At 30.3% G+C, this 14,864-nt stretch carries 16 protein-coding genes and 1 riboswitch; of the genes, 15 read left to right on the forward strand and 1 reads right to left on the reverse strand.

Going from position 1 to position 14,864, the window contains the following annotated elements:
* Positions 1-71: 71 nt before the first annotated feature.
* From FYJ27_RS08270 to FYJ27_RS08285, 4 genes are all read left to right on the forward strand, one after another.
* Positions 72-1,088 carry a lipoate--protein ligase gene (locus FYJ27_RS08270; protein WP_154484378.1) on the forward strand — a complete coding sequence of 339 codons (1,017 nt, stop codon included), beginning with the start codon at positions 72-74 and terminating at the stop codon, positions 1,086-1,088.
* On the forward strand, positions 1,088-1,930 hold the full coding sequence (gene lipA / locus FYJ27_RS08275; protein WP_154484379.1) for a lipoyl synthase: 843 nt from the start codon (positions 1,088-1,090) through the stop codon (positions 1,928-1,930). Before FYJ27_RS08270 ends, lipA begins: the two co-directional genes overlap by 1 nt.
* Before the next feature lie 101 nt (positions 1,931-2,031).
* Positions 2,032-2,133, forward strand: a riboswitch (purine riboswitch).
* Between the two features lie 132 nt (positions 2,134-2,265).
* Positions 2,266-3,333 (forward strand): SulP family inorganic anion transporter, encoded by a 1,068-nt coding sequence (locus FYJ27_RS08280; RefSeq protein WP_154484380.1) that lies wholly within the window; start codon positions 2,266-2,268, stop codon positions 3,331-3,333.
* 19 nt (positions 3,334-3,352) lie between these two features.
* Positions 3,353-3,898, forward strand: a complete 546-nt coding sequence (locus tag FYJ27_RS08285) for a phosphoribosyltransferase family protein (RefSeq protein ID WP_154484381.1) — start codon at positions 3,353-3,355, stop codon at positions 3,896-3,898.
* Between the two features lie 56 nt (positions 3,899-3,954).
* Here FYJ27_RS08285 and ychF read toward each other — a convergent pair whose 3' ends face one another.
* Positions 3,955-5,049, reverse strand: coding sequence for a redox-regulated ATPase YchF (ychF, locus tag FYJ27_RS08290; RefSeq protein ID WP_154484382.1), 1,095 nt, complete (start codon positions 5,047-5,049; stop codon positions 3,955-3,957).
* Between the two features lie 181 nt (positions 5,050-5,230).
* On the opposite strand from ychF, the gene FYJ27_RS08295 reads away from it, so the two are divergent.
* From FYJ27_RS08295 to FYJ27_RS08345, 11 genes are all read left to right on the forward strand, one after another.
* The gene (locus tag FYJ27_RS08295; RefSeq protein ID WP_154484383.1) at positions 5,231-6,073 is read left to right on the forward strand and encodes a phosphate ABC transporter substrate-binding protein; all 843 of its coding nucleotides are present in this window, start codon (positions 5,231-5,233) and stop codon (positions 6,071-6,073) included.
* 86 nt (positions 6,074-6,159) lie between these two features.
* On the forward strand, positions 6,160-7,026 hold the full coding sequence (gene pstC, locus FYJ27_RS08300) for a phosphate ABC transporter permease subunit PstC (protein ID WP_154484384.1): 867 nt from the start codon (positions 6,160-6,162) through the stop codon (positions 7,024-7,026).
* Positions 7,019-7,870 (forward strand): phosphate ABC transporter permease PstA, encoded by an 852-nt coding sequence (gene pstA / locus FYJ27_RS08305; protein WP_195839105.1) that lies wholly within the window; start codon positions 7,019-7,021, stop codon positions 7,868-7,870. Before pstC ends, pstA begins: the two co-directional genes overlap by 8 nt.
* 14 nt (positions 7,871-7,884) lie before the next feature.
* Complete coding sequence (gene pstB, locus FYJ27_RS08310) at positions 7,885-8,637, forward strand: phosphate ABC transporter ATP-binding protein PstB (RefSeq protein WP_216383046.1); 753 nt, start codon at positions 7,885-7,887, stop codon at positions 8,635-8,637.
* A gap of 76 nt (positions 8,638-8,713) precedes the next feature.
* Complete coding sequence (locus FYJ27_RS08315; protein ID WP_154484385.1) at positions 8,714-9,199, forward strand: YhcN/YlaJ family sporulation lipoprotein; 486 nt, start codon at positions 8,714-8,716, stop codon at positions 9,197-9,199.
* A 122-nt stretch (positions 9,200-9,321) separates the two neighbouring features.
* The gene (gene yfmF / locus FYJ27_RS13035) at positions 9,322-10,593 is read left to right on the forward strand and encodes an EF-P 5-aminopentanol modification-associated protein YfmF (protein WP_154484386.1); all 1,272 of its coding nucleotides are present in this window, start codon (positions 9,322-9,324) and stop codon (positions 10,591-10,593) included.
* 19 nt (positions 10,594-10,612) lie between these two features.
* Complete coding sequence (gene yfmH, locus FYJ27_RS08325) at positions 10,613-11,902, forward strand: EF-P 5-aminopentanol modification-associated protein YfmH (RefSeq protein ID WP_229775509.1); 1,290 nt, start codon at positions 10,613-10,615, stop codon at positions 11,900-11,902.
* Between the two features lie 66 nt (positions 11,903-11,968).
* On the forward strand, positions 11,969-12,706 hold the full coding sequence (gene lgt, locus FYJ27_RS08330; RefSeq protein WP_154484388.1) for a prolipoprotein diacylglyceryl transferase: 738 nt from the start codon (positions 11,969-11,971) through the stop codon (positions 12,704-12,706).
* A gap of 272 nt (positions 12,707-12,978) precedes the next feature.
* Positions 12,979-13,410, forward strand: coding sequence for a division/cell wall cluster transcriptional repressor MraZ (gene mraZ / locus FYJ27_RS08335; RefSeq protein WP_154484389.1), 432 nt, complete (start codon positions 12,979-12,981; stop codon positions 13,408-13,410).
* A gap of 25 nt (positions 13,411-13,435) precedes the next feature.
* Entirely contained in the window at positions 13,436-14,368 is a 933-nt protein-coding gene (gene rsmH, locus FYJ27_RS08340; protein ID WP_154484390.1) for a 16S rRNA (cytosine(1402)-N(4))-methyltransferase RsmH, read from the forward strand.
* A gap of 30 nt (positions 14,369-14,398) precedes the next feature.
* On the forward strand, positions 14,399-14,857 hold the full coding sequence (locus tag FYJ27_RS08345) for a cell division protein FtsL (protein WP_154484391.1): 459 nt from the start codon (positions 14,399-14,401) through the stop codon (positions 14,855-14,857).
* Positions 14,858-14,864: the final 7 nt, after the last annotated feature.

Consider the following 14,864-nt stretch of genomic DNA (forward strand, 5'->3'; position numbering starts at 1 on the left):
ATTGCAAATATTGGAAATTTTTTATACAATGAAATAAAAGAAGACCGTCTAATTAGGAGTGTGAAAGCAATATGATATATGTGATAAACAATAATAATGATCCTTTTTTCAATCATGCTGTAGAAGAGTATTTAATGAATAACTTCGATGAAGAAATATTTATGCTATGGATAAATAAGCCCTCAATATTAATAGGAAGGAATCAGAATACCATATCAGAAATAAATATAGATTATATAGAAGAAAATGGGATTATAGTGGTTAGAAGGCTTTCTGGTGGAGGAGCGGTTTACAATGATTTGGGGAATATAAATTTTACCTTTATTACCTATAGGGATAATTCAAAGCCACAAGTAAAAAATGGATTTGAGAAATTTGCATTACCTGTAGTAAATGCACTTAAATCTTTAGGTATTAATGCCGAATTTACGGGCAGAAATGATATAACGATAGATGGAAAGAAGTTTTCTGGCAATGCTCAACATTTTGGAAAAGACAAGCTTCTTCACCATGGGACTCTCTTGTATGATTGTGATATGTCAAAGCTATCTTTAGCATTAAAAAGTAAGCCAATAAAATTTGTAGATAAATCTGTAAAATCAACAAGTGCAAGAGTTACAAATATTTATCCTTATATGAAGGAAAAGATGAGCTTACATAGCTTTAAAGATTATTTACAAGAATACATAATTAAAACTTATAATATAAAGAACATATATGAATTCAATGAAGAAGATCTATATGAAATAGATAAAATAGTCAAAAATAGATTTTCTACATGGGAGTGGAACTATGGAAGGAGTCCAGATTATAAATACAAAAATTTTGTGAAATATCCAAGTGGAGTAATAGAATATTATCTAGGGGTTGAAAATGGAGAAATAAAAAGTATTTCCATATATGGTGATTACTTTGGAGAAAAAAATATACAAGATGTAGAAAAAGCATTAATAGGAGTAAGGCATAATAGAAAAGAGATAGAACTTGTTTTAAACAAAATAAATTTAGACCAATATATCCATGGAATAACAATAAATGAATTTATTGATGGACTAATGGATATAGGGTCAAATATGGAGGGAGATTAATGGCTTTAAGAAAACCAGAGTGGATTAGAGTTAAAATGCAAGGGGGAACTCAACAAAACAAAGTAAACTCTTTGATGTCAAACCTTTCTCTAAATACAGTGTGTGATGAGGCAAATTGTCCCAATAGAATGGAATGCTATACTCGAGGAACTGCTACATTTATGATACTAGGTAAAAATTGTACAAGAAACTGTACTTTTTGTAATGTAACCAGAGAAAAACCAGAAAAGGTAGACCCAGATGAACCAGAAAATGTAGCTAAGGCTATATCAAAACTTGGACTAAAACATGCTGTTATTACATCAGTTACAAGGGATGATTTGGAAGACCAGGGAGCTAATCAATTTGTAAGAGTTGTAGAAGAAATAAGAAAGGCTACTCCAAAGGTAACTATAGAATTGCTTATACCAGATATGCAAGGCGATAAAGATTTAATAGATATTATAATAGATTCAGAGCCCAATATTCTAAATCATAATATAGAAACAGTACCGGAATTATATGATAAAGTCAGACCTATGGCAAATTTTGAAAGATCAATAGAGTTACTTGATTATGTAAAGAAAACAAAACCAGATATGAGAACTAAATCTGGAATTATGCTAGGACTGGGGGAAACAGAGGAGCAGGTTTTAGAGGTATTTAAAAGATTACGTGAAGTTGATTGTGATATGTTAACATTAGGGCAATATTTGCAACCTACAGCTAAACATATTCCTGTAGTAGAGTATATTACCCCAGACCAATTCAATGAATATAAGGAAATTGCACTATCTATGGGATTCAAACGAGTAGCATCTGCACCTCTTGTTAGAAGTTCGTATTATGCTGAAGATTTTTAAGATGCATATTTAATGATAATATATGGATGTGAGGTTCCTAGGAATCTCACTTATAAACAAAATATCTTGAAAAATGTCGAATTTTCTGGTATATTCATTATATAAAAACAGAATATTGCTCTCATATAATCCTGATAATATGGTTCAGGAGTCTCTACAGAATAACCAATAATTATTCTACTATGGGTTAGGATAAACAGCTAATGATTAAAAGGTATTATATTAATTTTAATCCTTATTTACATTTTAAAGAAACTGGAATTCTCTCCTATAGAGGGTTCCAGTTTCTTGTTATGTATTTCTTTATGTGGGAGCAACACAAAGGAGAGACATAAATGGAATATTTAAAAGACGTACTTGCAGCATTGAGTGTTATTCTTAATGGATTACCTCAAGGACTTTTAGCATTGTCATTTGGATTTGCATCAGTACCAACTGCTTTAGCATTTATTGTTGGTGCAATAGGATGTCTAATATTTGGTGTGGTAGCACCAGTTTCATTTCAGGCAGAAACTATTACATTAGCAGGAACAATGGGTAAAAACATGAAAGAACGAATATCTATGGTTATTTTAGGTGCTATAGGTATGACTATCATAGGTGCATTTGGTTTACTTGAAAGAATTGTAAACTTTATTGGGCCTGCAATTACTAGTGGAATGATGGCAGGAGTAGGTATTATGCTAACACGTGTTGCTGTTGACATGGCAAGAAAAAATAAGATAGTTGGGTTTAGCTCTATTGGTATTAGCTTCGTTGTTTATATGCTTACAAAAGATTTAGTATATACCATTGCTATTTCTGTAATTGTATCAAGTATTATTGCACTAATATTAAAGCAAGAATCCGATATTATTATTTCTGAAAGGGAAAAATTCGTTTTTCAAAAGCCTATTATAAATATTGATGTTATTCGTGGTGCTTTGGCCATGATATGTTTAAATATAGGTGCTAATATTGCATTTGGAAAGATCACTGGTAATATTGCCAATACCAATGTCAATATAGATCATTTATCAATTGTCAGTAGTTTGGCAGATTTAGCATCAGCAATGTTTGGAGGCGGTCCTGTTGAATCTATTATTTCTGCAACAGGAGGTGCACCACATCCTTTAATGTCTGGTGTTTTAATGATGGTTTTAATGGCAATTATTTTATTTGCAGGTTTATTGCCTAAGATGGGAAAATATATACCTAGTGAATCAATTGCTGGATTTTTATTTGTGCTAGGAGCTATTGTAACTGTACCAGTTAATGCTGTGTCTGCGTTAACTGTTACTGGAATTCCAGGAGGACCCATTGTCGGAGGAATAACTATGACTGTAACAGCAATTACTGATCCATTTTTAGGTATGGTATCAGGTATTATTTTTAAAGTTTTTGCTAGTATATTAGGAATGTAATGTATGAGGAGGATGAAAAATGGAAAAAACATATTCTATTGAAATAGCTGGAGTAACAAGGGAACTACCTATTGTACAGATTAATGACAATCTTTCTATTGCTAGTTTTGTAATATTAGGAGATACTGAACTGGTTTCTGTAGCAGCTCCTGAAATAGTAAAAAAATTACCTCATGTAGATGTACTATTAACTGCAGAGGCAAAAGGAATTCCTTTAGTATTTGAGATGTCTAAGTTGTTAGATATGGAAAGATATATTGTGGCTAGAAAGAGCATAAAACCTTATATGAATTCACCTATTATTGATGAAGTTGTATCCATAACTACCCAGGACAAGCAACTATTGTGTTTAGATGAGAAAGATGCTGAATATATAAGGGGGAAAAGGGTAGCTATTATTGACGATGTTATAAGTACTGGAGACTCTATACGAGCTATGGAAAGACTTGTAGAATCGGCAGGAGGTATTGTTGAAGCTAAAGCAGCTATATTGGCAGAAGGAGATGCAGCCAATAGAAAAGATATTATATTTTTAGGGTATCTTCCGATTTTTGAGAAAGAATAAATCATAGTAAATAGTTATAAAAAATAAGTTGGCGAAATAGAAACGCCAACTTATTTTTATACATTAAACCTAAACAATACTACATCCCCATCTTGCATTATATAATCTTTTCCTTCTAGACGGATAAGTCCCTTTTCTTTTGCTTGAGTATGTCCACCGCATTCTAATAAATCTCTATAGTTTACTACTTCTGCTCTTATAAAACCTCTTTCCATATCTGTATGGATTTTTCCAGCAGCTTGTGGGGCTTTTGTTCCTTTTTTTATAGTCCAAGCCCTTACTTCTTGTGGACCAGCGGTTAAGAAGCTCATAAGGCCTAATAGATCATAACTAGCCCTTATAAGTTTATCAAGTCCAGATTCTTTAAGACCTAGTTCGTCTAAAAATATTTCTCTTTCTTCTCCTTCAAGTTGAGCAATTTCAGCTTCTATTTTAGCTGATATGACTATAGTTTTAGAGTTTTCTTGTTTTGCATACTCTTCTACTTTGGCTACATGTGGATTATTTTCATATCCATCTATATGATCTTCCTCTGAAACATTACATACATACAGTACAGGCTTTAATGAAAGTAAGCTTAAACTCTTTATTAGACTAAGCTCTTCTTCTGTATAGTCTAAACTTCTAGGAGATTTTCCTTCTTCTATACTTTCTTTGATTCTAGTTAAAAGTTCATATTCTTTCTTGTAGCTTTTATCTCCTTTCATTTCTTTTTCTACTTTAGCAAGTCTTCTATCTATGACTTCTAAATCAGAGAGCATAAGCTCTAAATTTATAATTTCAATATCATTAACAGGGTCTATTCTTCCTTCTACATGGGTAACATTCTCATCTTCAAAGCATCTAACTACTTGAATTATAGATTCTACTTCACGAATATGTGAAAGAAATTTATTTCCTAAACCTTCTCCATCACTAGCACCTTTTACTAATCCAGCAATATCAAAAAATTCAATAGTAGCTGGAGTTAATTTTTCAGGATTAATAAGTTCAGCTAATTGATTTAATCTTTCATCTGGCACAGGAACGATGCCTACATTTGGCTCTATGGTACAAAATGGATAGTTTTCTGCATCTGCTTTTGCAGCTGTTAATGCATTAAAAAGAGTACTTTTACCTACATTTGGTAGTCCTACTATTCCTAATTTCATTTCAATCTTCCTTTCGACCTTAAGTTATTGTGTCATAAGACATTATATATTATGCTTTTTATTTATTCAATACAGAGCTAAAATGAATTTGTATTTTACATAGATTTTACTTTCTCTTAACTTGGACTTAACTATATTTAATTATTATTGAATTGTAAAAAGAAAAGAGAGGAGAATGTAAATGAAAATTGCTAGTTTTAAAAGAATAGTTTTAATTCTATCTTTAGTATTAATAGTTTCTGTAGTAGTAGCTGGTTGTACAAAAGGATCAAAAGAAGCTAAAGGAACTGATTCAAAACTAGAAGGAACAATAAATATTGTAGGCTCTACCTCTGTAACACCACTAGCAGAAGATTTAGGACAAGAATTTAGTAATAAAAATCCAGAAATTAAAGTAGATGTTCAAGGAGTTGGTTCTACAGCAGGAATTAAAGCTACAATTGATAAAACAGCAGATATTGGTATAAGTTCGAGGGATTTAAAAGATGAAGAAAAAGAATATAAAATGAATGAATATATAATTGCTTATGATGGTATTGTTGTAGCAGTACATCCTGAAAATAGTGTAGAAGATTTAGACATGAATACTATAAATAAAATATTTACTGGAGAAATAAAGAATTGGAAAGAAGTTGGAGGAGAAGATGAGGAAATTTTAATAATTTCAAGAGAAGAAGGCTCAGGAACAAGGGGAGCTTTTGAGGAAATACTAGACCTTGATTCAGTTAGAGAAGATGCCCTTATAGCTGAAGGAAATGGAGCGGTTAAAGCTAACATAGCAAGTAAGAAGAATTCAATAGGCTATATATCCTTATCTTATTTAGATGATTCAATAAGTGGACTTAAAATAGATGGTGTAGAAGGAACATCAGAAAATATTAAATCTGGAAAATATAAAATTTCAAGACCATTTCTAATGATTACAAATGGTGAAGAAGATCCTTTAGTTAAAGAATTCTTAGATTTCGTATTAAGTAAAGAAGGACAGAAAATAGTAGGCAAAAAACAAATTACTGTAAAATAATAGTTAGAGTGTAGAGATGAGGGAGTGGGACAAATCCTAATGGATTACATCCCTGTCTCTCTAACTTATAAAAGAGGTGTAAATATATGAAGAAAAGCAATTGGCAGGAGAAATTAAATGAAAAGCTATATTTAATAAGTGCCCTAATTTCTATTGCTTTAATTTTTAGTATTACTTTGTTCATATTTATAAAAGGGGTTCCAGCAATAAAGGAAATTGGAATTAAAAATTTCATATTAGGAACCAATTGGAAGCCAGGAGATGGTCAATATGGCATTTTACCTATGATTGTAGGTTCTATCTATGTTACTATAGGAGCTTGTTTAGTAGGAGTGCCTATTGGACTATTTACAGCTATATATCTAAGTGAAATGGCTAATAAAAAAACAGCAGATTTTTTAAGAAAAGTTGTAGAACTTTTAGCAGGCATACCTTCTGTAGTTTTTGGCTTTTTCGGCCTTGTTAGTATAGTTCCTCTTATTGATAAGTTTTTTGGTGGTGGAGGGAATAGTCTCTTTGCTTCTTCAATAATACTTGGAATAATGATTTTGCCAACTATTATAAGTATTTCAGAAGCTTCTATAAGGGCTGTTCCAAAGGAATATAAGGAAGGTTCACTAGCTTTAGGCTCAACCCATATAGATAGTATTTTTAAAGTAATGCTACCATCTGCTAAATCTGGTATATTGGCTTCTATTGTATTGGCTCTTGGTAGAGCTATAGGGGAAACTATGGCTGTTATATTGGTATCAGGCAATACTCCACTAATTCCCCATTCCATTTTTGATAGGGTGAGAACATTGACTTCCAATATAGCAATAGAGATGGGATATGCATATGGACTCCATCAAGGTGCACTTTTTGCAACAGGGGTTATTCTATTTGTATTCATAATGATTATTAATGGGCTATTCTTAGTATTTAATAGAAAAGCAGGTGAACTAAATGACTGATAAAAGTTTACAGATGGATAGTCAAATTAATGTTAAAAAAGTAAAGGAAAAGCTGATTAAGGGAATTATATATTTTTCTGTATTTTTAACTTTTGGGATAGTTTTATGGATACTTCTTCATGTGGTGTTTAATGGGGTTATAAAGATTGGTAATATTGATAATATTGGAGATGAAAGTATTCTACCTATGATCATGAACACCTTTTATATTGTATTGTTAGCAGTATCTATTTCTACTCCTATAGGTATTTGGACAGCTATTTATTTAAATGAATATGCTAGAGACAATAAACTAGTGCATTTAATACGATTTGCTATCCAAAGCTTAGCAGGAATACCTTCTATAATATTTGGTCTTTTTGGAATGATTGTATTTGTTGTAGGTTTAAATTTTAAATGGTCAATACTTTCTGGAGCTTTAACACTGAGCATTATGATTCTTCCTATAATAATTAAAACTACAGAGGAAGCTTTAAAATCTGTCCCCCTATCTATTAGAGAAGGAAGTTTGGCACTAGGAGCTTCAAAGGTTAAAACTATAAAAGCTGTAGTAATTCCTAGTGCTCTTCCTGGAATAATTATTTCAGTTATTTTAAGCATTGGTAGAATAGTAGGGGAAACAGCAGCAGTTTATTTAACAGCAGGAATGGTACCGAGAGCAGCTGTTAGTCCATTAGATTCAGGTAGAACTTTATCTGTACATTTATATCTTCTGGCAAAAGAAGGTATATCCTTTGAAAGAGCTTATTTTACGGCTACTATTTTAGTTTTATTTGTTCTCTGTATAAATTTGATTTCAAATAGATTGGCTAAAAAGTTTAGTGAAAAATTAAAAGCAGATTAAGGGGTGAATGTATAGTGAATGAAAAGATAGCTGTTAATAATTTAAATCTTTATTATGGAAATATGAAAGTATTAAACAATATAGATGTTTCTTTTGAAGAAAATAGTATAACTGCTTTAATAGGTCCTTCTGGATGTGGAAAGACAAGTTTTTTAAGAACTTTAAATAGATTAAATGATATGGTATCAAATGTGAAGGTAGAAGGGAATATAATGTTAGATGGTGAGGATATATATGAAAAAATGGATCCTACAATTCTTAGAAAAAAAGTGGGAATGGTATTTCAAAAGCCAAATCCTTTTCCAATGAGTATATATGATAATGTAGCCTATGGACCTAAGGTGCATGGGATAAAGAAAAAAAGTGAATTAAATAGAATAGTTGAAAGGAGTTTAAGATTAGCATTTCTGTGGGATGAAGTAAAGGATAGATTAAATAAGTCTGCCCTCAGTCTTTCAGGAGGGCAACAACAAAGACTTTGTATAGCTAGAGCATTGGCAGTTGAACCAGAGATAATACTGATGGATGAGCCTACTTCTGCACTAGATCCAATTGCTACAGCAAAGATTGAAGAGCTAATAACTACTTTAAAAGAAAATTATACAGTTATAATAGTTACCCATTCTATGCAACAGGCAGCTAGGATTTCAGATTATACTGCATTTTTCCTTTTAGGTAAACTTGTTGAACATAGAGAAACTAGATATATGTTTGAATCTCCTAAAGATGATAGAACAAAAGATTATATCATGGGCATGTTTGGTTAATATTTTCCAAACATGCTTTTATTTTAATATTTTTTATTTTAAATGGAATAATAAATTCTAAAGGAGGTTTATACATATGGGAAAGACAAATAAAAAACTATTATTTTTGCTCATTTCAATGATGATTATATCTATAATTATTTCTGGGTGTAAAAAAGGTGATGTAGAAAAGGTAGAAGAAGAGATGGAAGAAGATATAGAACAAAAAGATGTAAGTGCAGATGTAGGAGCAAAAAAGACCAATGAACTGGTAGATAGGGGAGAAAAAATTGCTGATAACCTAGTAGAATTAATAGGAGTAGAAGGTGCAACAGCAATAATATATGACAATGAAGCTATAGTAGCTGTTGAGATAGCAGAAGAAGTAGAACTAGATGAAAATATGATTAATATGATAAAAAATACTGCCATAGAAAGCGATGGACAGATAAAAGAGGCTAAAGTAATTGCAGATAAAAAAACATTTGATATAATAGATGATATAGCTCAGGCTCTTATCAAAGGAGATAGTATCGATAAGTATAAAAAAGAGATAGATAATATAATGAAAAAAACAAAATAATTTAAAAATGTAGATAAAACCTGGTCTTAAGACTAGGTTTTTTCATATAATAGTTATTAACTTATATTTTTTTATTTAAATATGGGTATTATAAAAACAAATAGATTTAAGGAGGTAGAAACGTGGCAACATTTAATGAAATATTAAACATAGGTAATGGAATAAATTTAAATTTAATAAAGACAGATAAGTTTAAATCTAATTTAATAAGTTTATACATGGAAATGCCTTTAAATAGAGACATGGTTACTAAAAATGCTCTAATTCCATTAGTTTTAAAAAGAGGTACTAACAAATACAATACTACTTTAGAGGTTGAGAGAAGCCTTGAAGAGCTTTATGGAGGACAACTAAGCTTAAATATTAATAAAAAAGGTGAAAGACATGTTTTAAGATTTACAATAGAAAGTCCAAAAGGTATCTATGTAGACGATGAAGAGTATTTTTATGACGTAATTAGTTTTTTAAAAGAAATAGTATACAATCCCTATGTAGAGGACGGAGGTTTTAAGAAAGAATATGTAGATCAAGAGAAAGAAAACTTAAAGAGAATAATAGAAGGAAAGATAAATGATAAAAGATCCTATGCTATAACTAGATGTATAGAAGAAATGTGTAAAAATGAAAAATACAGTATTTATGAATATGGTTATGTAGAAGATTTAGATTCTATTGATAATAAAAATCTATATGAGCATTATAAATCTATATTAGAAAATAGCCCTATAGAGATATTTTATATTGGCAATTATGATAATAAGATGATAGACCATATAAAAAATACATTTAAAATGGATAGGGGAAATATAATAAAAGTTCCTAGAGAAAAAATTACAGATGCAGTGCAGACAAAAAACATGGTTTATGAAGATATGCAAATAAACCAAGGGAAATTAGTAATAGGTTATAGAACTGGTATACCTTATGAAGATAATCTTTATAATGCACTATTAGTTTCTAGTGAAATATTAGGTGGAGGGCCAAATTCAAAATTATTTAGAACTGTTAGAGAAAAAGAAAGTCTTGCATATTATATAAATTCTAAAATTTACAAATATAAATCTATAATGCTCATAGATGCTGGTATTGATTTTGATAAATTTGAAAAAACATTGGAAATAACTAGAGAGCAAATAGATGAATTGAAAGAAGGGATTTTCAGTGATGAAGATATAGAAATTGCTAAAAAAGCTATAGTTACATCTTTAAAATCTGTAACAGATAGCAATTATCTAATATCTGAATTCTTTTTAAGTCAAGTATTGTCTAATGATAATAGGTCTGTTGCTGAAATGATAGAAGATATTTTAAATGTGAGCAGGGAAGAGATAATAGAAGCTTCTAATAAAATAAATGTAGATACTATTTATTTTTTAAAAAATGAAAATCTGTAGTTCAGGAGGGTGGATTACTTTGGACAAAAATATATTTAAAAACAATAAGATAAATGAAGAATTATTTTTTTATGAATCTGAAAGTGGACTTAAAATTTATTTAATGCCTAAAAGTGGTTATATGAAAAAATATGCAGTATTTGCAACTCGATATGGCTCTAATGACAATAAATTTATTCCTATAGGAGAGAAAGAGGCAATAGAAGTCCCAGAGGGGATTGCTCATTTCTTAGAACATAAATTATTTGAAGAACCAGATGAAAATATATTTGATAAGTTTTCAGAATCTGGTGCTAGTGTAAATGCATATACTAATTTTGATCAAACAGCCTATCTTTTTTCTTGTACTGATAATTTTTATGAAAATCTAGAACTTTTAATTAAATTTGTTCAAAATCCCTATTTTACTGATGAAAATGTAGAGAAGGAAAAAGGGATAATAGCTCAAGAAATAAAAATGTACCAGGACAATCCAGGATGGAAAGTATTTTTCAATTGTTTAACAGGAATGTATCATAATCATCCTGTTAAAACAGATATAGCAGGTACTGTAGAGAGTATTCAAAAAATTGATAAGGAAACTCTATATACTTGTTACAATACTTTCTATCACCCTAAGAATATGGTGTTATTTTTAGTAGGAGATATTTCCTTTGATGAGGTCATAAAAGTAGTAAATAATTCTGAGAAAAAAAATATAAAACCTGGGGTAGATAGTATAATTCGTATATATCCTGAAGAACCAAAAGAGATCAAAGAAAAGTATATTGAGGAAAAGTTAGTTACTTCAATTCCTATATTTACTATAGGTTTTAAAGATGATGAATTGGGACTGGAAGGCAAGGAATTGGTTAAAAGAGAAATAGTTACAAATATATTATTAGAAATGTTATTTGGGAAAAGTTCTGAATTTTATCAAGAACTCTATAGTGAAGGTCTTATAGATGCTAGTTTTGGTGGACAGTATGTAGGGCATAAAAACTACGGGCATTCTATTGTAGTAGGCCAATCTTATAAGCCAGAAGTTGTACTTGAAAGAATAAATACTTATTTAGAAGAAATAAGGAATGAAGGGTTAAATGAAGAAGATTTTGAAAGGATTAAAAAGAAGGACATTGGGTCCAATATTATGGGATTCAATTCAGTAGAGTTTATTGCTAATAATTTTATAAATTATTTATTTCTAGATTTTTCATTTCTAGATTATTTAGATGTATACAAATCTATTTCTTTTGAAGATGCATTAAATAGATTTAATAAGCATTATAGAAAAGATAACTATACTTTATCTGTAATTAATCCAGTTTAAATACTTTTAAATATCCCTATTTTATGTTATATTTAAAAGATATACAAATAGAAAGGGGGAGAAAATATGGACCCTGTAGCCTTTGAACTCTTCGGAATAGAGGTAATGTGGTATGGAATACTTATTTCTTCTGGCATTATAATAGGTGCAATACTTGCATTTAGAGAAGCACGAAGAATAAATTTTGATGAGGAGACATTAATAGACTTGCTACTATATGCTATTCCTCTTTCCATAGTAGGAGCAAGAATTTATTATGTAGCTTTTAGTTGGGATTATTATAGTGAAAATTTAAAAGAGATATTTCATATAAGAGGTGGAGGATTAGCTATACATGGAGCTATAGCTGCTGCAGTGATAGTGGCAGTTATATTTTGTAAAAGAAGAAAGGTTAATTTTTGGAAGGTTGTAGATATATGTGCACCAAGCATTATCTTAGGTCAAGCCATTGGTAGATGGGGAAATTATATAAACCAAGAAGCTCATGGAGGTCCTACAGATTTACCATGGGGTATTATAGTTGATGGTGTAAAAGTTCATCCTACATTTTTATATGAATCTTTGTGGAACTTTGCAGTTTTTTTCTATTTAATCTGGTATAGAAAAAACAAGCAAAAGGTAACGGGAGAGACATTTTTGTTATATTTAATACTTTATTCAGTTGGAAGATTTTTTATTGAAGGACTTAGAACTGATAGCTTAATGTTAGGTCCAATTAGAGTAGCTCAACTTGTAAGTATGGCACTAATAGGAATTTCAATAGTCATTTTTTCCTATAGGAGGAAAAAGATAAATAGGATTTAAAGGAGCAGAAAGTATGCTGCTTCTTTTTTAATGTCTAAAAACATGTAAAATTGTAGTTATTACCCAGTTTTTGCGTTGCTTTTATAATAGAACTAAAATAGTAACAGTAAACTATTTAGGTTTAGATAAAAATAGTCTGAAAGTCCTAATAAATATTTGGACTTTTTTTATTTTTTTTGAAGGATTTCACGAATACTTATAGAAATAATAGAGTGTGGAGTAAAGTGGTGAGAAGTGGGAGGTAGTGTAAACACTTTTTTGGGGTGAATAAAATGTTTATTGGAGAATATCAACACAATGTAGACAATAAAGGAAGACTTATTGTTCCATCCAAACTTAGAGAAGGTCTAGGAGAGAACTTCATTATGACTAAAGGATTGGATAACTGTCTATTTGTGTATCCAAAATCTGAATGGCATATATTAGAAGAAAAATTGAAATCACTACCTTTAACTAGTAGAGATGCCAGAGCTTTTGTAAGATTTTTCTTTTCAGGTGCCACTGAATGTGAATTAGATAAGCAAGGAAGGATTCTTATTCCAGCAAATTTAAGAAATCATTCAAAATTGGAGAGAGAAGCGGTGATAATAGGAGTTGGGATAAGGGTTGAAATTTGGAGTAAGGAAGAATGGGATATATACAATGAGGATGACAGCCTAAGTTATGAAAATATTGCAGAAAAGATGGCTGAATTAGGAATATAAGAAAATAAAAATGGGAGCTGATATATTGAAATTTAAACATGTTCCTGTAATGCTTAATGAAGTATTAGAGGGACTTAATATAAAAGAAGATGGAATATATGTAGATGGCACTTTAGGAGGAGCAGGCCATTCAACTGAAATTGTAAAAAGACTTAGCACTGGAAAGTTAATAGGGATAGATCAAGATGAAAATGCAATTAAAAAGTCTAAGGAGGTTTTAGCTGATTATAGTGATAGAACTATTATTGTAAAGGAGAATTTTAAGAACATAAAAAATGTATTAAATACACTTGGGATAAATAAAGTTGATGGAATACTTTTAGATTTAGGTGTTTCTTCACACCAATTAGATGAGGAAGAAAGAGGATTTTCTTATAACAAAGATGCTCCTTTGGATATGAGAATGGATAGAGGCAATGCTTTTTCAGCTTGGGATGTAGTTAACAAATACAGTGAAAAAGAATTGGAAAAAATCATTTGGGATTTTGGAGAAGAAAAATGGGCAAAAAGAATAGCTAAATTTATAGTAGAAGAACGCAGGGAAGCCCCAATAGATACTACATTTGAATTAGTATCTGTAATAAAAAAAGCTATACCAAAGAAGGTTAGAAGTCAAGGCGGGCATCCTGCAAGGAAGACTTTTCAAGCTATTCGTATAGAGGTGAATCAAGAGTTAGATATATTGAAAAACAGTATCTTGAATGCAAATGAAGTCTTAAATGAAAGTGGAAGGTTATGTATTATTACTTTTCATTCGTTAGAAGACAGGATAGTTAAAGATACTTTCAAGTATTTAAATAAAGACTGTATTTGTCCACCAGAGTTTCCGGTATGTACTTGCAATAAGAAAAGGGAACTTAAGATTTTAACAAGGAAACCAATTATACCTAGTGAAGAAGAAATAGAAACTAATCCAAGATCCAGAAGTGCTAAACTTCGAATAGGAGAGAAAGTTTAGTGTTCTAATTTTAGGGAGGTGTGAATAAATTTGTTAGTAGCTAAACGGGAAGAAAACCATTATTATGAAGAAAGAAACAAAAAAAGGAAGAAAATAAAGAAAAACAGTAAAAATAAATCTAATGAGAAATTGAAATTTTTAATGGGTGCAACTATAATATTACTAGCTTGTTTATTTGTTTTATTAAGATACACTCATATCACCCAAATGAGGCTGGAAAATTCAAAGTTGGAAAGCCAAAAAGTTGAATTGAAAAAAGAGAAACAAGATTTAATGGCTGAACTCGATAGGGTTAAAAGTGATGCTAAAATAGAAGAAGATGCAAAGGTAAAACTTGGTATGGACTATCCTTCGGAGGAACAAATAGTCTATATATCTATTGATGATAAAGCTAATGATGAAGATAAATTATTAGGAGAATCAAAATCAAAAGAAGATTTTTTTATAGTTGGTTATTTTAAAAATGTGATGAATATGATATTAAAATAATATTATG

The organism is Anaerosalibacter bizertensis (assembly GCF_009696605.1).
In the GTDB taxonomy this organism is placed as follows: Bacteria; Bacillota; Clostridia; order Tissierellales; family Sporanaerobacteraceae; genus Anaerosalibacter; species Anaerosalibacter bizertensis.